Genomic DNA, 18111 nt, shown 5'->3' on the forward strand with positions numbered 1-18111 from the left:
TCCCCCCTGTGAGGCGAGCTTGCCCGCGAGCGCGTGCGAGGCACGTGCCAGGCGATGAAAGCGGGGCCTGAATGCACCAGAAAACGCAGGGCAATCCATGCTGTATTCGCTTCAGGCACTACGGGCGTTCGCCGCCTGGGTGGTGGTCTGCCACCATTTCATGCAGATCTTCTTCGACTTCCATGCCACCGGCCCCATCGGCCGACTGTTCAGCCACCGCGGCGCGGTAGGCGTCGATATCTTCTTCGTCATCAGCGGGATGGTGATCTACCTCTCGACCCGCGACAAAGCGGTCGCCCCTGGGCAGTTCCTGCTCAACCGGGTGTTGCGTATCGTCCCGGCCTACTGGTTCTACACCTTGCTCATGGCCTTGCTGTTGCTCGCCGCCAGCCGTTGGATGCCGCACCAGGTGTTCGAATGGCAGCACCTGCTGCTGTCGCTGCTGTTCATCCCCGCCGAGAACCCAGGAGGCTACGGGCTGTACCCGACCCTCAATGTGGGCTGGACGCTCAACTTCGAGATGTTCTTCTACCTGCTGTTCGGCCTGGCCTTCCTGGTGCGCCAGCGCCATCACCTGGTGCTGGTCAGCGCCGCGTTGCTGCTGGTCAGCGAGGTGCTGGGGCGCCTGGGCGTGCTCAGCCGCTTCTACAACAACGACATCATCTACGAGTTCCTGCTCGGCATCGGCCTGGGCGTGCTGTACCGTCGCGGCATGATCCGCGAAGGGCTGTGGCTGCCCCTGGCGGTGCTGGCGGCGGCAGGCTTTGCGCTCTATCACCTGGACGCCTCGATGCGGCTGCTGCATTGGGGCCTGCCCAGCGCCCTGGTGGTGTTCGCGTTCGTGGCCCTGGAGCCCTGGTTCCGGGGCAACCGGGTGCTCAAGGCACTGGGCGACTGTTCCTACTCGGTGTACCTGATCCATGTGCTGGTGCTCTATGGCGGGTGGTTCGCCAGCCGACGCCTGGGGCTGGACCCCTACCTGGCGTTCGCCTTCTGCGTGCCGCTCATTGGCCTGATGTCGTGGCTCAGCTACCACTGGCTCGAGCGCGGCCTGTACCGGCGACTGCAGGCCTGGTTCGCGGCGCGGCCTGGGCAACGCCAGGCGCTGGCGCTTTCCCGAGTCAAATACTAGGACTTTGTTCAGGCGCCAGCTTGGCGTACACTTGCCGGCAAGTCTGTGAGGAACTTCCATGAGCGCTATAACCATTACCGACGCCGCCCATGATTACCTGGCCGATCTGCTGTCCAAGCAGAACACCCCGGGTATCGGCATCCGTATCTTCATCACCCAGCCGGGCACCCAGTACGCCGAAACCTGCATCGCCTACTGCAAGCCGGGCGAGGAAAAACCCGACGACACCGCCGTGGGCCTGAAGAGCTTCACCGCCTACATCGATGCGGTCAGCGAGCCCTTCCTCGAGGACGCGCTGGTCGACTACGCCACCGACCGCATGGGCGGCCAGCTGACCATCAAGGCGCCGAACGCCAAGGTGCCGATGGTCAACGAGGACAGCCCGCTCAACGAGCGGATCAACTATTACCTGCAGACCGAGATCAACCCGGGCCTGGCCAGCCACGGCGGCGCCGTGAGCCTGGTCGACGTGGTCGAAGACGGCATCGCCGTGCTGCAGTTCGGTGGCGGTTGCCAGGGCTGCGGCCAGGCCGACGTCACCCTCAAGGACGGCATCGAGCGCACCCTGCTCGAGCGTATTCCCGAGCTCAAGGGCGTGCGTGACGTGACCGACCACAGCAACAAGGAAAACGCCTACTACTGATCGGCAGGCGACAGGCGTTTGTCATGTGGGGGCGCTTCGTGCCCCAAGATGGCAAGCGCCGCTTGACCGACTGGCACCTGACCGCGTCTTCATCTAGCAACAAACTGTTACCGATTCAACCCCTGCGACAACAGGCCGCAGCCCGTATTCAAAGGCCTGCAGGCCGATGCCCCATTCGTCGGGTAGAAGACCCGCGGGTGTCATGCCAGAATGCCCCGGTTTTTCGCTGGCCTGTCCCAAGGGCCGGCACCTTCCCTGTAAAGGATGGTTCCATGACTGATCTACTGACCCGGCGTGCTGTCGTCGCCGGGATGGGCGTTCTGGGGCTTGGCCTGCTGGCGGGCTGCAGCCCGGCCCGGGGGCTCGAGTTCAAGTATGGCAAGAACATGAGCAACGAGATCCTCGGGCGCAAGTTCCGCCTGAAGGACACCCAAGGCAACGAGCGCACCCTGTCGAGCTTCTACGGCACGATGCCGATGATCTTCTTCGGTTTCACCCAGTGCCCGGCGGTGTGCCCGACCGCCCTGGCGCGCGCGGTGCAGATCAAGAAGCTGATGGGGCGCGATGCCGGCTTCCTGCAGGTGGTGTTCATCACCCTGGACCCGGAGCGCGACACCCCCGAGGTGCTCGATGCCTACGTCAAGGCCTTCGACCCGTCGTTCACCGCCCTGACGGGCACCCCGGAGGAAATCGCCGAGGTGGCCAAGGAGTTCAAGGTGTTCTACGAGAAGGTGCCGGCCGGCGACACCTACACCATCTCCCATTCGTCCACCAGCTACGTCTACGATTCCCGTGGCACCCTGCGCCTGAGCCTGGGTCATTCCCTGAACGCCAAGGAATGCAGCGAAGACCTGCTCACCCTGATGGAGATCTGCTAAATGGCAATTTCGATGCAACCGATCAAGCGCGGCCTGGCCGCCCTGGCCTTGATGGGCCTGGCCCTGCCGGCCCTGGCCGAAACCACCGTGAGCGACGCCTGGGTCCGCGCCAGCGTGCCGCACCAGCAGTCCACCGGTGCGTTCATGACCCTGACCGCGAGCAGCGACAGCAAGCTGGTGGGCGTGGCCTCGACGGTCGCCAAGACCGTGCAGATCCACGAAATGACCATGGATGGCGACGTGATGGGCATGCGGGAAGTCAAGGCCATCGAGCTGCCTGCCGGCAAGGCCGTGAGCCTGGATCCGAGTGGGTACCACGTGATGCTGATGGGCTTGAACAAGCAGGTCAAGGAAGGCGAGCAGGTGCCGCTGACCCTGACCATCGAGGACGCCAAGGGCGCCAAGCAAACCTTGCAAGTGCAGGCCCCGGTACGCCCGCTGACCGAAGGCGCCGGCCACGGTCACGACCACGCGCACATGCACTGACCGCCCACCTCGCCTGGGGCTGCTGCGCAGCCCATTCGCGGCGGCCCGGCAAGCCCACTCCTACAAAGCCCACGTCGACCACGCATGATACGGCCTGCAGGTTCGTGTGGGAGCGGCCTTGCGTTGCGAAAGGGCCGCAAAGCGGCCCCATTCAGCTACGAAACCGCGGCAACGGTCGTTCGATCGACAGCGATGTCAGGGTCTTGCGCAGCTGGGCTTCGTCGGCTTCCAGGGCCTTGAGGCTTGCGCGGATCTTGCCAGCGGCGGGCACGTCGCCCTGCCGGTCGATCCAGTCGGCGATCTCCTTGCAGGCGCTGCTCAGGCAGGCTTGGCGCTGGTTCATCAGCGTCAGGAGGGTGGTGAGCTCTCTTTCGGACATGGCAGGATCCTCCATTCAGCCTTGTCAGTGTAGCAGCGGCCGGGCAGCTTGCCTGGGGCCAACTGCCGCACGGTGCCAGCGCCGCTGGCGACTGCCGTCACGGCTGCAGGCAGGCTTGCCGATAGGCCCCCGGCGTCACCCCATAGGCTTGCTTGAACTGCCGGTTCAGGTGGCTCTGGTCGGCGAATCCCAGGGCGAAGGCCACGTCCGAGGCGGGCAGGCCGCTCTTGAGGAACTCCCGGGCGCGGGCCAGGCGTCGCTGCTTGAGCCAGGCATGCGGCGGCAGGCCGGTGGCCTGGCGGAATACCCGGGCGAAATGGAAGGGCGAGAGGTTCACGGCACTGGCCAGGGCTTCCAGCGAGGGCGGGTCGGCCAGTTGGCTTTCCAGCAATTCCCGAGCGCGGGCCACGGCCAAGGGCTCGTTGCCCGGCGCGGGCGCCTCGGCGCAATGGCCGTGGCGCTGCACCAACGCCAGTACGGCATGGCGCCAGGCCGTCTGCTGCTCCAGGGCGCTGGCGCCAGACTCGGAGAGCTGGTGCAAGTGGCTGAAGGCCGCGGCCAGGGCCGGGTCCTGGATCACGCTCTGCTTGAAGTGGGGCATGCCGTGGCGGCCCAGCTCCAGCTCCTTCAGCACGCCAGTGACCCGCTCATGCTCCGGATAGAAGCCGCGATAACGCCAGCCCGCCTCATGGGCGGTGGCCCCGGTGTGCAGCTCATCGGGGTTGATCAGCACCATGCTGCCGACCGGTGCCAGGTGCTCGCTGCCACGGTGCCAGAAGCGCTGGGCGCCTGACTCGATCACGGTGAACACATAGCCTTCATGCACGTGCGGGGCGAAACGCTGCTGGAAATACCGCGCATGCAGCATTTCCACGTCGCCCAGGGCCGGTGCCTGCCAGAGATGGGTCTGTTCGCGCAGGGATGTGCTCATGCCAGCCAACTGCGCAGGAGAAAGAAAATCAGCATGCTCGCCAGCATGCTCAGCAATACGCTGCGGGTCAACAGCACCAGGCCGATAGCGACCAGCGCGCCGAGCAGGTAGGGGTTGCCCGGGCTCAGGTCGAGCTGGTGGCCGGGCAGGAAGATGATCGGCCCGCAGATCGCGGTGAGCATGCCAGGCACGGAAAAGCCAAGGAACTGCCGGGCATTGGAACTCAGGCGCAGCGGCAGGCGCGGCTCGAGGAAGGCGTAGCGATTGAGGAACACCACAGCGCCCATGGCGAAGATCAGCAACCAGGTCATGGGCGGGCTCCCGAGAGTTTCTGGCAGACGAAGCCGGCCGCCATGCCCAGCAGGCCGGCGGCGACCAGGGCGGTTTCCCAGTGCCAGTAGCTGAACAGCACCGAACAGAACAGCGACACTGCCACGCAGACCAGCGTCGGCAGGTTGCGCACCAGCGGGGCGATCAGCGCGACGAAGGTGGCGACGATGGAAAAATCCAGGCCCAACCGATCCAGGTGCGGGATGTTCTGGCCGAGGACGATGCCGGCCAGGGTGAACAGGTTCCAGGCGACGTAGAACGTCAGGCCGACCCCCAGGGCGTACCAGCGGTTGAATTGCTGCTGGTCGTACTGGCTGGTCAGGGCGAAGAATTCGTCGGTGAGCAGGAAGCCCAGCCCCAGCCGCCAGCGCAGCGGCTGGCCGGACAGCACCGGGCGCATGGACAGGCCGTAGAGCAGGTGCTGGGAGGTCAGCAGCAAGGTAGTCAGCAGGATCGACAGCAGGTTGGCGCCGCCCTTGAGCATACCGATCGCCACCAGTTGTGCGGCGCCGGCGAAGACGATGGCGGACAGCCCTTGGCCTTCCCAGGGGCTGAGTTTGGCTTCGATGGCCATGGAGCCGGCGAGCAGGCCCCAGGGCGCGACGGCCAGGGACAGGGGCAGGATGGCGACGGCGCCGTGGAGGAAGGCTTGGCGAGCGATGGGCGGACTGCTGGGCATGGTGGCGGCGATGAGTCGACAGGGAAGGACAGCATGCCAGAGGCGCAAGGGGCGTGGCTTGAATGATCTTGCTCTGCTTGCGAGGGCTGTTCGCTGCGATGCTGTTCAACGCTATTGGGGGGCTGCAAAACAGCCCCAAATGCAGCACAACCGACTGACCTTGGGGGCTAGCGAAGCCCCTAGTGGCTGCTGGTCAGCCGCTGCTGGGCCGCGGCGCAGCCGTTGATCTCCACGGCTTTTTGCAGCAGTACCTGGCGATGCTGCGGATCGAGGTCGCCGAGCAGGCGGTAGACTTCGGCCTGGTAGTCGCGCTGGCGCCCCCATTGCATCTCCAGCCCCTGCGGTTGGCTGCGGTTACAGGCCAGGCGCACCGCCGGTTGCGGGTAGTAGGGCGCATACAGGGTGGCCATGCCGGGGATCGCCTCCAAGGCATCGCGATAGGCGGGGCTGGCGTTGTAGGGCGGGCACCAGGTGGCGATCGCCGGCGCCGGCGGCGCGAAGCCCTGCTTGAGACTGGCCTGCAGCAATGGGCAGGCTGCATCGGGAATCTGTGCGGCCGGCAGGTAGGTCATGTAGTACAGGGCCAAGCGGTACTGAGCCACCGGGTGGCCAAGCGCTACTGATTTCTTGAGCAGCGCCACGGCCGTAGGCAGGGTCCTGGCCATGGCCTGGCCTTGGCGGCTGAGCTCCGGATCGCTGTCGACGGCGGTACGCAGGGTGCTGGCGCTGTCGTCCTGGGCGTCGGCCTGTTCGAGCAGGGGCAAGGCCTGGCGATAGAGCAGGTCGGCATGTGGATCGATCTGCACCTCCAGCGCGTGGGCGCCGAGCGGTGCGAGGGCCATGAGCAAGGGCGGCAGGAGCGCGGCACGACTCACGGGCAGACCTCGGTGGCGGACCGTTTACGGCGTGCGGCCAGATGTGGCAGGGCGGCTTCGATGTTCACGGTTACACATGTGCCTCAGGCAAATCAGAACGACAAGCCCGTATTCTAGCCACCGACCGGTACATGCCGGAAGCCCATTTCCCGACCTGTCGGACGAGCCAGACGGGAGGCAGCTTGTAATTCGTACTTTTCCTGGGCCAGCCCCAGCTTGGCGGTGATCACCTTGGCCAGGGCATTGTTGCCCAGGTCGTTGAAGTGCAGGCGATCGACGAACAGGGGCTCGCCGAACACCGGCGAGCTGCTGAGCATGCTGTTCATGTCGTAGCACGGGACTGGCCCGGCCTGGTCCTTGATGCGCCGGAAAAATGCCGTGTGCAACTGGCTGTCGAAAACGTCGGCCAGGAGCCGGTCGAAATTCGTCGGTTGCTGTTGCAGCGCCGTGAGCATGGCCTGTTCGCCGGCCGGCAGGCTCTCCCGGCACCAGGGCAGCAGGGGCTGGAGAATGAAGGTGAGGGTGGCATGGCCGTTGGCCAGGAGCCGGTCCCACTGTTGCAGGGTGCGGCCGATGCAGTCTGCCGCCTGGTTCAGGCGTTTGCCCGGGGCCGGCAGCGTCCAGGCGACCGCTGCGGGCTGGTGGCGGGGCGCGAAGGCCTTGCCCAGGCGCTGCCAGAACGATTCGCGGCGCGGTGCGTCGCAGGCCTGTACCCCTTCGTTGAAACTGTTGAGCACATCCTGGTAGGCGGTGGCCTGCTCGCTCGCCAGGACCTCGCCCAGTGCCTCTTGCGCCAGGGTGTTCAGGCCGCTCAGCACCACGACGTGGCCGATCTGCGCGAAACGGTGCTGATGACTGAGGAAGGTCAGCAGTTCCTGGGTGGCGTTGAGCCCACAGCCGGCCAGGTTCAGCCAGACCTCGCCGGTGAGCCGCGACAGGTAGGACGCCACCGTGTGTTCATCGGAACTGGCGCCAATCCCCAGGGCGGTCGAGCCGCCCACCAGCAGATTGACCCGCTTCGCGCCCTTGTGTTCGGCCACCGAGTAGCGCTTGTCTCCCGCGTGGCTGTAGCGCATCCCGAGGGCGTCGGTATTGATGGTGCCGGATCGATAGCCACGCTCGTGCATGTACAGGGTATGCGGCGCCCGGCGGCTACCCAGCAGCAGGAAGCGCTGGTAGTCCTGGGGCAGAGGAAGGAGGCTGTCCTGGGCGTGCGTGGCGTGATCGATCGGCCTCATGGGCGCTCCTTGTCGAATCGACGGTCTGGGGCGTGCCGGCTTAGCCGGCCAGCGCCTTGATGTTGTAGGCAAGCCCGCCGACGGCGATCAGCAGCAGGGCGACGCCCGATGCCAGGGTGATCAGGCGATTGCTGCGCTGCGAGGTGATCCTGCCGATGGCGAAGATGTACAGGCTGAGCACGGCGAAATCGATGGCGATCCACAGCAGCGACAGCACCACCATGCTTTTTTCGAAGGATTCGGTGATCTGGATGAACTGCGGGAAGAAGGAAATGAAGAAGATGATGTCCTTGGGGTTGGAGATGCCCACCATGAACCCCTGCAGCAGCCCACCGCGCCCGGGCCCGGCGGTGTCGGGCCCGGCCTCGGCGATGGGGGCCTGCAGCGCTTCCCTGAGGGTGCCGATGGCGATGTAGCCGATGAACAGGCAACCCAGCAGGCTCATGCCGCTGAGCCAGGCCTTGTCGACGGCCGCGCTGGTCATGATGATCCAGGCCGCGGCGCCGATCAGTACCAGCGAGGCCCAGTTGGTGCCGACGGCGGTGAACAGGGCCTTGCGCGTGCCGGAGGCCGCGGCGGTGTTGACGATCAGTGCCACCACCGGGCCGGGCGTGGCGATCAGCAGCAGGACGGTGAGGGCGTAGGTGGCGGTCAGTGCGGTATTCACGTTCAGTTCTCGATCAGTGTGTCGGGTGTCGCAAGGGCCTGGAACGGGCAGCGCGGAGGATTCAGCGAGCCCGGTTCCTGGAGTTGGTACTGGCGCCATTCGAAGTTGTCGGCCTGGCCGAAGAAGCCCAGGGTATCGGGCATCACCCCGTCGTTGTAATGGCGCACCCGTTCGCGGATGCGTGCCCGGATGCGTTGGCCGCTTTCGCTGGTGGCGCTGGCCACTTCGTCGAAGCTTTCCCGGGGGTTGATGACGAAGACGATATGCTCGCCCAGGTTGCGGCTCTTCATCTGCTGGTGGGCCGGGAAGTTCATGTTGATGAACAGGGGCATGCCGGCGAAGCAGAACGACCAGCCGCTGTCGTGGGGATCCTTGGGGATGTCCTCCGGCCAGGGCAGCGGGTCGTGCTCATGCAGCTCTTGCAGCACCGACCAGGCCAGCGCCTGCTGCTGCGCCAGGCTGCTGCCGGCATGGGTCTCGAGGAACACCAGCAGTGGGTTGCCGATGCGCTGCTTGAGCGGCACGGGCTCGAGGGCGCGTACGTATTCGGCCAGGCCCCGGGCAATGTCCGCGGCCAGTTGCCCGGCACGGGCGAAGACGATGGAGCAGGTGCCGGCGGCCACCGCCTTGCGGCCGAACAGGCACGGAAAGTCGGGGTTGGCGAGGATGGCGCGAAAGCGTTCGATGGTTTCGTACGCCCAGTGTCGTTGGTTCTGGATATGTTCAGAGGCTAGCTCTAGCGCATCCAGGCGATAGCAGTTCCCATAACCCGTAAACATGATTACCCCAGCAGTTCTTTTGAACTTCCCGCCAGATACAAGCGGTTTCGCTATATATGTTTATTGTTTACCTGCATTTTCTGAGAACACCCCCAGGTTGTAAAACGCCTGGAACTATGACCTACTATTAGCTTCACTCATGCTTCGGACGCTGCGAATGTCGGAACGGATCCAGGCGCTGCATGCCCTGCGTGCCTTTGAAGTGGCATCACGCTACGGCTCTTTCACCCGGGCGGCGCAGGAGCTGGCCCTGACCCAGGGGGCGGTCAGCCACCACATCAAGACCCTCGAGACCCTGTTCGGCTGCGACCTGTTCGAGCGGCGCGGCCCCAAGTTGCGCCTGACCGAGCACGGCCGGCTGCTGGCGCAGGAGCTCAAGGTCGGCTTCAAGATCATCGAGAACGCCTGCGCGCTGTTGCGCCAGGACCGCTACGGCCTGCGCCTGAAGGCCCCCTCGACCCTCACCGTGCGCTGGCTGCTCAAGGCGCTGGATGCCTTCAAGAAGGTCGACAACAGCTGCAGCGTGCAACTCTCGAGCGTGTGGATGGACATCGACACGGTGGATTTCTATTCCGAACCCTACGACTGCGCCATCCTGCTGGGCAGCGGGCGTTTCCCGGCCGACGTCGAGAGCCTCAAGCTGTTCGACGAGTGGCTGATCCCGGTGTGCCATCCCGAGTACCTGGACCAGCCGAAGCCGGACCTGGCGGTGCTGGAGCGCTGCGAGCTTTTGCACCCCTCCGCGGACCGGCGCGACTGGCGGCGCTGGCTGGCGCGCATGGATGCGCTGGACATCAGCATCGACAGGGGGCAGGTGTTCGATACGCTCGACCAGGGCATCTCGGCAGCCCAGCAGGGCCTGGGCATTTCGGTGGTCGACCTGGTGCTGGCCAGCGCCGACCTGGCTGCAGGGCGGCTGGTCATGCCGTTCAAGCATGCGGTGGCCACCGGCGACGGCTACTACATGACCTGGCTCAAGGCCAGCCCCAAGGCGCGGCAGATGCACCGGCTGCGCGACTTCCTGCTCAGCCAGGTGCCGCCATTGGCGCACAAGGACATCGACTACCTGTACGGCTGAGGTTCCTGCTGGCTGCTGCGCAGCCCATCTCTGGCATTCAGCGGTAGAATGCTTCCTTCGCTTGAGCAAAACGATTCGAGGTCGACGCGGTGGAGTTGCAGCAGGGCTTTGTCCTCACCCGGCATTGGCATGACACGCCCGAGGGGACCTGCGTGGAGTTCTGGCTCGCCACCGACCAAGGCCCACGGCAACTGCGCCTGGCACCGCAGGAGTCGGTGGCGTTCGTGCCACTGGCGCATGCCGTGCGCGCCCGTGCCTTGCTGGCCAACGAGCGGGGCGTCGAGCTGCGGCCCCTGCGCCTGCGCGATTTCGAGCAGCGGCCGGTACTGGGCCTGTACTGCCGCCAGCACCGTCAGTTGATCCAGCTCGAACAGCGCCTGCGCAGTGCCGGCATCGACGTCTACGAAGCCGATATCCGTCCCCCGGAGCGCTACCTGATGGAGCGCTTCATCACCGCCCCGGTGCTGTTCAGCGGTCGCCCGGATGCCCAGGGCGTGCTCTGCGATGCCCAGCTCAAGCCCTTGCCGGATTACCGCCCGGCGTTGCGCCTGGTATCGCTGGACATCGAGACCAGCGAGCGCGGCGAGCTCTACAGCATCGCTCTGGAGGGCTGCGGCCAGCGCCAGGTCTACATGCTCGGGCCGGCCAACGGCCAGGCCGATGACCTGGATTTCGACCTGCAGTATTGCGACGACCGTGCCCAGTTGCTCGGCTGCCTGAACCAGTGGCTGGCCCGCCATGACCCGGATGCGATCATCGGCTGGAACCTGGTGCAGTTCGACCTGCGCCTGCTGCACGAGCACGCCACGCGCCTGCAGGTACCGCTGGCCCTCGGCCGCAACGGCGCGCCCCTGGGCCTGCGTGTCCACAGCGGGCGCAACCATGTGTTCGCCGATGCGCCGGGGCGCCTGCTGATCGATGGCATCGAGGTACTGCGCGCGGCGACCTGGAGCTTTCCTTCGTTCAGCCTGGAAAGCGTCGCCCAGGCCCTGCTCGGCGAAGGCAAGGCCATCGACACCCCGTACCAGCGCATGGACGAGATCAACCGCATGTTCGCCGAGGACAAGCCGGCCCTGGCCCGCTACAACCTCAAGGACTGCGAGCTGGTCACGCGGATCTTCGCCCATACCCGGCTGCTCGAGTTCCTGCTCGAGCGTTCCACCGTCACCGGCTTGCCGGTGGACCGCAGTGGCGGCTCGGTGGCCGCGTTCTGCCACCTGTACATCCCGTCCATGCACCGCCTGGGCTTCGTCGCCCCCAACCTGGGCAGCCGCCCGGACGAAGCCAGCCCCGGCGGTTTCGTCATGGACTCGCGGCCTGGCCTGTACGACTCGGTGTTGGTGCTCGACTACAAGAGCCTGTACCCCTCGATCATCCGTACCTTCCTGATCGACCCGGTGGGCCTGGTCGAGGGCCTGCGCCAGCCGGATGACGCCGATTCCGTGGAGGGCTTTCGTGGGGCGCGTTTCGCCCGCCGCCAACATTGCCTGCCAGCCATCGTCGAGCGGGTCTGGCAGGGGCGCGAGGCGGCCAAGCGGGCCGGTAACGCGCCGCTGTCCCAGGCGCTGAAAATCATCATGAACGCCTTCTACGGCGTGCTCGGCTCCAGCGGTTGCCGCTTCTTCGACCCGCGCCTGGCCTCGTCCATCACCCTGCGCGGCCACCAGATCATGCGCCAGACCCGCGCCCTGATCGAAGCCCGTGGCTTCGACGTGATCTACGGCGACACCGACTCGACCTTCGTCTGGCTCAAAGAGGCCCATGACGAAGCGGCCGCCGCGCGCATCGGCCAGGCCCTGGTCGCCGAGGTCAACCAGTGGTGGCGGCAACACCTGCGCGAGACGATGGACCTGGACAGCGCCCTGGAGCTGCAGTTCGAGACCCACTACCGGCGCTTTCTCATGCCGACCATCCGCGGTGCCGACGAGGGCAGCAAGAAGCGCTACGCCGGCCTGGTACAGCGCGGCGAGGGGCGCGAGGAACTGGTGTTCAAGGGCTTGGAGTCGGTGCGCACCGACTGGTCGCCCCTGGCCCGGCAGTTCCAGCAGGAGCTCTACGGGCGGATCTTCCGTGGCCAGCCTTACCGCGACTATGTCCGTGACTATGTGTGCCGCACTCTGGCCGGTGAGCAGGACGAGTTGCTGGTGTACCGCAAGCGCCTGCGCAGGCCGCTGGCCGACTACCAGCGCAACGTGCCGCCCCACGTGCGCGCCGCACGGCTGGCCGATGCGTTCAACAGCCGCCTGGGCCGGCCCCGGCAGTACCAGAACGGTGGCTGGATCAGCTACGTCATCACCACCTCGGGCCCCGAACCCCTCGAGAACCTGCAGTCGCCGATCGACCACGAGCATTACCTGAGCCGCCAGTTGCAACCGGTGGCGGACGCCATACTGCCGTTCGTGGGCGATGATTTCGCGGCCCTGACCGATCGCCAGCTACTGCTCTTCTGACCCGCGGGTATTACCCCTCTAACGCCGTCCGCCGCCTCGCACGGCCTAGGGTGCTGCCTTTTCCGCCACCCAGGAGAGGCAATCGATGGTCACCCACACTCCACCTTCGGCATACGCGGCCGCCCAGGACGCGCTCATCGGTGCGCGTCTGCCGTACTGGCTGCGCTCGGCGAGCGTCGAGCAACTGGCACCGTTGCAGGATGCCATGGGCCTGAGCCTGTACTTTCGCCAGCGGGTTCGGCAGTTACTTGCAGGCCTGCAGGGCATCGACCGCTTCGCCGAGCCCTTGCTGGTCCAGGCGTTGCGGGCGCGCTTCGGCGCAGCGCTGGACATTCATCGCCTGCGTTTTCGCCTGGGGCACCGGGAACCGGTGATCACCTCGCAGCCGATCGGCTATCCGGTGACGGTGCCGGTCTATACCGAGATCAGCCTGTTCGAGGCCGCGCTGCGCAATTTCACCGCGGCAGAAGCCGAGGCAGGGGGGCAGTTGCCCGGCAACGGCCTGGTGGACCCGCTGGATGCCCAGGCCAAGCTGCCGTGCGCGCAGCAGTTCGCCAGCCTGTGCCGTGAACTCGACCTGGGTGGGCGCTACCAGCGCCATTTGCAGGGTATCCTCGAACCGGCCGACGGCGAGGCGCGCCGCCAGGTGCTGTCGTTGCTGGCGCGGGCACGGCGCTACGGCATGCTGGCCGATGCCCATGTGGCCAGGATCAAGGGTGCGTTGAACGAGGCCGAGCTGCAGCTGTTGGTGCGGCTGTGTGGCCTGCATCGCGCGCCCACGCTCGAGGGCAGCCCGGTCATCGCCAAGCGCTTGAGCCTGCTCGGTTGCACGCTGGAGCAGATCGTCGTGCTCGATGTCCGCGATGAAAGCCTCAGCCCGCTGTACAGCACCAGCCGCCGGGTACTGGTGCATATCCCGGACGATCCGCAGGCACCCTGGCAGGCGTTTCCGGACTTGCGTCATTTCGCCAATGCCTTGGGCAAGCGCCTGCGCACCCCGCAGTACCAACGCTTCTTCAGCCGCTTCGTGCGGCGGCGCGACAGCCAGCGCTTCTTTGCCAGCGTGGTCCAGGGCTACCAGGGGGTGTCCGAGCTGGCCAACATCGACCTGGAGGCGCGCATGCATGCCTACCCGGAGCCGCTGTTCGATAGCCTGGCCCGGGCGCGCATCGGCCAGATCAAGGACGATGCCGCCATGATCGCGGTGCCGAAGGCCGAGGTCGATCGCCAGGTCCAGCGCGAGCACGCCCAGCGCCTGGCAGCCGAAGGCTGGACCCTGCTCAACCTCGCCGGGTTGTTCGTCCCGGTGATCGGCGCGGCGCTGCTGGCGGTGAGCGCCTGGGAGCTGCTTGGCGAGGTCTACCACGGTATCGAGGCCTGGCACGAGGGGGAAACCACCGAAGCGCTCGAGCACCTGTTCAATGTCGCCATCGACGTTGCCGTAGTCGCCGCTACCGCTGCGGGCATCACCCTGGTGCGCAACGCCTGGTCCCGCTCCAGCCTTGTCGACAGCCTGTTGCCGGCGCAGTTGGAGGACGGCAGCACACGCTTGTACAAGCTTGACCTGGCGGCCTTTCGCAGCGAGGCGCCACCGCCGCAAGCCGTGCCCGATGCGCAGGGTATCCACCGCCTGGGGGCACAGGCCTGGATCGAGATGGACGGGCATCATTACCCTATCGTCCAGCGCGCCGGTGATGGCCGCTGGCAATTGCGCCCACAGGGCGGCCATGGGCCGCTGCTATGCCACAACGGTGCCGGTGCCTGGCGCCTGTGGTCGGAGCAGCCGGCCCGCTGGGACGATCCTCATCGCCTGTTCCGCCGCCTGGGTGGCCCGTTCGCGCGCCTCGACGACGAACAGATCGACCAGCTCATGACGGCGCATGGCCTGGAGGCCAGTCACCTGCGTGCGCTGCATGTCCAGGGGCAGGCGCCCGAGGCGCAGTTGGTCGACAGCGTCGAGCGGGTATTGCTCGAGCAGCGTATCCGTGAGTTGGTCGGCCGCCTGCGCGGCGGCGAGCCGGTCAGCGACCGCTTCGTGCTGCAGCATGCCCAGGCCTTGCCCGGGGCGGCTGGGCTGCCAGACCAGGGGTTGGCAGAGCTGGCCTGGAACCTGCGCAGGCCATTGTTCCAGCGCCTGTACGAGAGCGCCCAGGGCAGCGACAAGCCCGGTGTCGCGACCCTGCGCCGAGCATTCCCCGGCCTGCATGGCCGGGCTGCCGAAGCGTTGTTGGAGGCGGCCCGGGTCGCGGACCGGCGCCGCTTGCTCGACACCGGTCGGGTTGCGCTGCGCCTGGCCGAGTCGGCGAGGACGAGCGTGGGACAGATACGTGTGGCCAGGGTATTCGAGGCGCTGTACCTGGACACCTTGCAGACGGGCGACCTGGCGCGTGTGGCCCTGGCCATGGCCAGGCAACTGCCGGGCGCGCCGGCGGGGCGCTGGCGCTTGTTCGAGGGTAGCGTGCAAGGGCCATTGCTGCTGGTCCTGGAGCAGGGCGAGGAGGGCGGCGGCTTCGACCTGCTCCACCGCGATGGCCGCTTCCAGTTGCTCGACGAGCAGGGCCAGGTGCTGGCCGGCTGGGGGGAGCTGTTCGAGGTCATCGCCGCCGCCTACGGCGACCGCCAGCGGGATGCCATGGGCATCGGCGAGCCCTTCGCCCATAACCTGCGGGTGCTGGTGGGGCGGCTGGCGGCGCGCCAGCGTGAGGCGGTCGCACGGCTACTGGGGCAGGGCGAGCCCATCGGCTGGTTCCGGCCTCCACGGCGCCTGGACGATGGCCGAGTCGGTTATCCGCTGAGTGGCCGGGGCGCATCGCGGGGCAGGCCGCAGGCGCTGTTCGCCCGGGTGCGGGCGGTGTATCCGACGTTCGACGATGCGCAGATCGATGCCTGGCTGCAGGAGGTGGGGCGCTCGGGCCGGCAGGTGGAGAGCGAACTCGCCCGGCTGGGGCATGAGTTCGAGGCACTGGATGACCACCTGCGGGCCTGGAGCGAGCAGCCCACCAGCGGCATGCAGCGCCGCGAGCGGCGGCATTTCGCCCAGGTCCTGCTCAGTTGCTGGCAGCGCCGGGGGCCGCAGTTGTTCGACCAGCGTGGGCAAGCGACGGGGTATCGCCTGAGTATCTGGGCGCTCAGCCTGGAGCGCTTGCCCGAGCTGCCCGAGGCTGTGAGTTTCCCCCACATCCATGAGTTGTCGCTGATGGGCTTGGGGCTGCGGGAAATGCCACAGCGTTTCCTGGGCGCTTTCCCGAACCTGCAGGTTCTGGAGCTGGCCAGCAACCGCTTGACCCGCCTGCCGCCGGGCCTGGAGGCGCTGACATCGCTGCGTGAGCTGGACCTGTACGACAACCGTGTCGTGCTCGACACCGAGCAGGCCATGACCCTGGCCAACGGCGAAATGCTGGAGTTCATCAACCTGTCGCGCAACCCGCTGGGGCGAACCTTCCCGCTGTACCGGCTGGACCGCTTGCGGCGTCTGTACCTTCGCGCCACCGGGATCAACGAACTCCCGCCCGCCCTGATGGACCGCCTGGAACTGACCATCGCCGACCTGCGCGACAACCAGATCACGACGCTGCCGGAGCGTTTCTATCGTGCACCGATCTGGGTGGGGCGTACCGTGATGCTGACGGGTAACCCGTTGGACGAACAGGCCGCGCAACGCCTGGAGGCCTTTTCCCAGGCCCATGGCATGCCGGCGCCGCAGGTGGCGGGTCCTTCCTCGATGTCGTTGCGCCGACGCTGGCTCGACGCCGCCGACAGTGTCCAACGGGCCGTGCAGTCCTCGACGTGGGACGAGCTGGAAGCCGAGGACGGTGCGGACGATTTCTTCGCCATGCTCGCGCGGCTGCTGGAAACCGTGGATTTTCGCGATCATCGCCAGGCCCTGGCCAACCGGGTGTTCACCCTGCTGCAGAGCATGTGCCGCTACGAAGGGCTGCGCAGCGAGCTGTTCAGCCAAGCGCGCATGCCCCTGACCTGCCAGGACAGCGTGATCCTGAGCTTCAGCGCCCTGGAACTGCGCATGCTGGTCTGGCAGGCGCGGGTCGACGCGGCCGCCGGTGGCCAGGAGCAGGCCCTGGTACGGTTGGGCCGCCAGCTGTGGCGGCTGGACGAGGTCGAACGTATCGCCCTGGAGGACATCCAGGCGCGCCGGGCCACAGGCAGCGATCCGGACGAGATCGAGGTAAGCCTGGCCTACCGCCTGGCATTGCGTGATGCGCTCGACCTGCCGGGGCAACCTGCCGACATGGCCTACGCCGACGTTGCCGGGCTGGACCGGTCGCGCATCGACCAGGCCCGGGAGCGCGTGCTGGCACTGCAGACGCCGGAACGCCTGGCGCAGTCGCTGGTAGAGCGGGACTTCTGGCAGGAACACCTGCTACGCGCCCACGCCGAGGTCTTCGAGGCCCTCGATGCGCCGTTCCATCGCCGCGTCGAGGCATTGATGGAGAGATCGTCGGCGTTGCCGGAGGGCCAATACCTGGCGCGGATGAATAGCATCGGCAGCGAGCGCCAGGCGGCTCGGCGCGAGCGGATGCTGGCCCTGACCCGCATCGCCCTGGCCGAGGCGCCGCCTGCCAGTGACGACACCCCGGGGGCCTCCTGAGGCGAGGGGTAGGGCGAGCACCTGCCGCGACCCCGGTGGCTTTCGGCTATGCTCAGGTTCGGGTGTCGGCATTTTCCGGAGATGCCGTAGGCCTGATCTGGAAACCGGAAGTTACCTTTGACCTGACCACCTGCCCAGGCAGGTGGTTTAGGCTCGCAGGCCGGATCTTTCTCCCCGATCTGTAGTCATTTGGTTCATCGAGACAATAAGGAGATGCGCATGCTCGTCCGGTCACTGACCCTCGCCACCTTGCTCGCCGTCGCCGGCCCCTTGCTCGCTGCGGACAGCGATGCACCGTTGGCCAAGGAGCTGGGCAAGGCCAGGCCGCTGATCATCATCGCCCCCAGCACCGCCGACCCCACCTTGCGCGGCCTGAACGAGGCCCTCAAGGACCCGGCCACCCAGGCCGCGTTCAAGGAGCGCAGCCTGGTGCTCTACAGCGTCGCCAACATGATGGGCAAGCGCGAGGACAAGAACCTCGAGCAGCAGACCACCATGGCCTTGATCCGCGAGCTCAAGCTTGGTGCCAGCAAGGGCACCAAGGTGATCCTGGTGGGCAAGGATGGTGAGCGGCACATGCTCAAGGATGACGACAGCGGCGAGCAGCTCGACCCGCAGGTGATCTTCAAGGCGGTGGACGAGCTTCCCGCCAGCGAGAAGGCGGTGACCGCGCCCGAGCCGGTGGCCAGCAGCACCGAGAAGGCCAAGGACAGCAAGCCCGGCAAGCCGACCAAGCCCCTGGCGCCGCCCAAGCCGCTGGAAGACTGAGGATGTGCCGCGCGGGGTGGGGCGCCGGCGACGCCTCGTCCCCGACCCTTCGCTGATAGCCGCGAGGCGATGTTCCAGTGCTCTGTATCTGACTGTATCCAGCCACCTGGTCGACCCACTCCCATACAGAAAGCCCACCTGCCTGATACACCTGCGATACACCACTGCGGCGAAATGGCTCCACCTCTCAAC

The 18111-nt window shown here is 66.6% G+C and carries 16 protein-coding genes; 8 read left to right on the forward strand and 8 right to left on the reverse strand.

Annotated features, from left to right (window positions below; translation table 11 throughout):
- Positions 1-97: 97 nt before the first annotated feature.
- From ABFA30_RS13705 to ABFA30_RS13720, 4 genes are all read left to right on the forward strand, one after another.
- Positions 98-1132, forward strand: coding sequence for an acyltransferase family protein (locus tag ABFA30_RS13705; protein WP_410045568.1), 1035 nt, complete (start codon positions 98-100; stop codon positions 1130-1132).
- A 58-nt stretch (positions 1133-1190) separates the two neighbouring features.
- Positions 1191-1775, forward strand: coding sequence for a Fe-S biogenesis protein NfuA (gene nfuA, locus ABFA30_RS13710; protein WP_253080340.1), 585 nt, complete (start codon positions 1191-1193; stop codon positions 1773-1775).
- Between the two features lie 272 nt (positions 1776-2047).
- On the forward strand, positions 2048-2653 hold the full coding sequence (locus ABFA30_RS13715) for an SCO family protein (protein ID WP_225789721.1): 606 nt from the start codon (positions 2048-2050) through the stop codon (positions 2651-2653).
- A gap of 6 nt (positions 2654-2659) precedes the next feature.
- The gene (locus ABFA30_RS13720; protein WP_368815322.1) at positions 2660-3139 is read left to right on the forward strand and encodes a copper chaperone PCu(A)C; all 480 of its coding nucleotides are present in this window, start codon (positions 2660-2662) and stop codon (positions 3137-3139) included.
- A gap of 151 nt (positions 3140-3290) precedes the next feature.
- Here the strand turns inward: ABFA30_RS13720 and ABFA30_RS13725 are convergent, their stop codons facing one another.
- The 8 genes from ABFA30_RS13725 to ABFA30_RS13760 form a co-directional block, all read right to left on the reverse strand.
- Positions 3291-3518, reverse strand: coding sequence for a hypothetical protein (locus ABFA30_RS13725; protein ID WP_225789719.1), 228 nt, complete (start codon positions 3516-3518; stop codon positions 3291-3293).
- 97 nt (positions 3519-3615) lie between these two features.
- The gene (locus tag ABFA30_RS13730) at positions 3616-4449 is read right to left on the reverse strand and encodes an AraC family ligand binding domain-containing protein (protein ID WP_410045569.1); all 834 of its coding nucleotides are present in this window, start codon (positions 4447-4449) and stop codon (positions 3616-3618) included.
- Positions 4446-4760, reverse strand: coding sequence for an AzlD domain-containing protein (locus ABFA30_RS13735; protein WP_410045570.1), 315 nt, complete (start codon positions 4758-4760; stop codon positions 4446-4448). The genes ABFA30_RS13730 and ABFA30_RS13735 overlap by 4 nt, the downstream gene beginning before the upstream one ends.
- Complete coding sequence (locus ABFA30_RS13740) at positions 4757-5458, reverse strand: AzlC family ABC transporter permease (protein ID WP_225789716.1); 702 nt, start codon at positions 5456-5458, stop codon at positions 4757-4759. The genes ABFA30_RS13735 and ABFA30_RS13740 overlap by 4 nt, the downstream gene beginning before the upstream one ends.
- Positions 5459-5637: 179 nt before the next feature.
- A complete protein-coding gene (locus tag ABFA30_RS13745; protein ID WP_368815320.1) occupies positions 5638-6300 on the reverse strand; it encodes a sel1 repeat family protein in 663 nt (220 codons plus the stop codon).
- A gap of 146 nt (positions 6301-6446) precedes the next feature.
- Positions 6447-7571 carry a hypothetical protein gene (locus ABFA30_RS13750; protein ID WP_225789715.1) on the reverse strand — a complete coding sequence of 375 codons (1125 nt, stop codon included), beginning with the start codon at positions 7569-7571 and terminating at the stop codon, positions 6447-6449.
- Positions 7572-7611: 40 nt separating this feature from the next.
- Positions 7612-8238: a LysE family translocator gene (locus ABFA30_RS13755; RefSeq protein WP_225789714.1), complete on the reverse strand. Its 627-nt coding sequence runs from the start codon at positions 8236-8238 to the stop codon at positions 7612-7614.
- Between the two features lie 2 nt (positions 8239-8240).
- Positions 8241-9017 (reverse strand): YqcI/YcgG family protein, encoded by a 777-nt coding sequence (locus tag ABFA30_RS13760; protein ID WP_225789713.1) that lies wholly within the window; start codon positions 9015-9017, stop codon positions 8241-8243.
- 157 nt (positions 9018-9174) lie between these two features.
- Between ABFA30_RS13760 and ABFA30_RS13765 the strand changes: the two genes are divergently transcribed.
- The 4 genes from ABFA30_RS13765 (at position 9175) to ABFA30_RS13780 (ending at position 17919) form a co-directional block, all read left to right on the forward strand.
- Positions 9175-10095, forward strand: coding sequence for a LysR substrate-binding domain-containing protein (locus ABFA30_RS13765; protein ID WP_225789712.1), 921 nt, complete (start codon positions 9175-9177; stop codon positions 10093-10095).
- A gap of 89 nt (positions 10096-10184) precedes the next feature.
- A complete protein-coding gene (locus tag ABFA30_RS13770) occupies positions 10185-12545 on the forward strand; it encodes a DNA polymerase II (RefSeq protein WP_410045571.1) in 2361 nt (786 codons plus the stop codon).
- A gap of 85 nt (positions 12546-12630) precedes the next feature.
- Positions 12631-17151 carry an NEL-type E3 ubiquitin ligase domain-containing protein gene (locus ABFA30_RS13775; RefSeq protein WP_410045572.1) on the forward strand — a complete coding sequence of 1507 codons (4521 nt, stop codon included), beginning with the start codon at positions 12631-12633 and terminating at the stop codon, positions 17149-17151.
- A 219-nt stretch (positions 17152-17370) separates the two neighbouring features.
- Positions 17371-17919 carry a DUF4174 domain-containing protein gene (locus ABFA30_RS13780; protein ID WP_225789709.1) on the forward strand — a complete coding sequence of 183 codons (549 nt, stop codon included), beginning with the start codon at positions 17371-17373 and terminating at the stop codon, positions 17917-17919.
- The last annotated feature ends 192 nt before the right edge of the window (positions 17920-18111 follow it).

The organism is Pseudomonas sp. HLMP, from assembly GCF_046365545.1.
In the GTDB taxonomy this organism is placed as follows: Bacteria; Pseudomonadota; Gammaproteobacteria; order Pseudomonadales; family Pseudomonadaceae; genus Aquipseudomonas; species Aquipseudomonas guariconensis_B.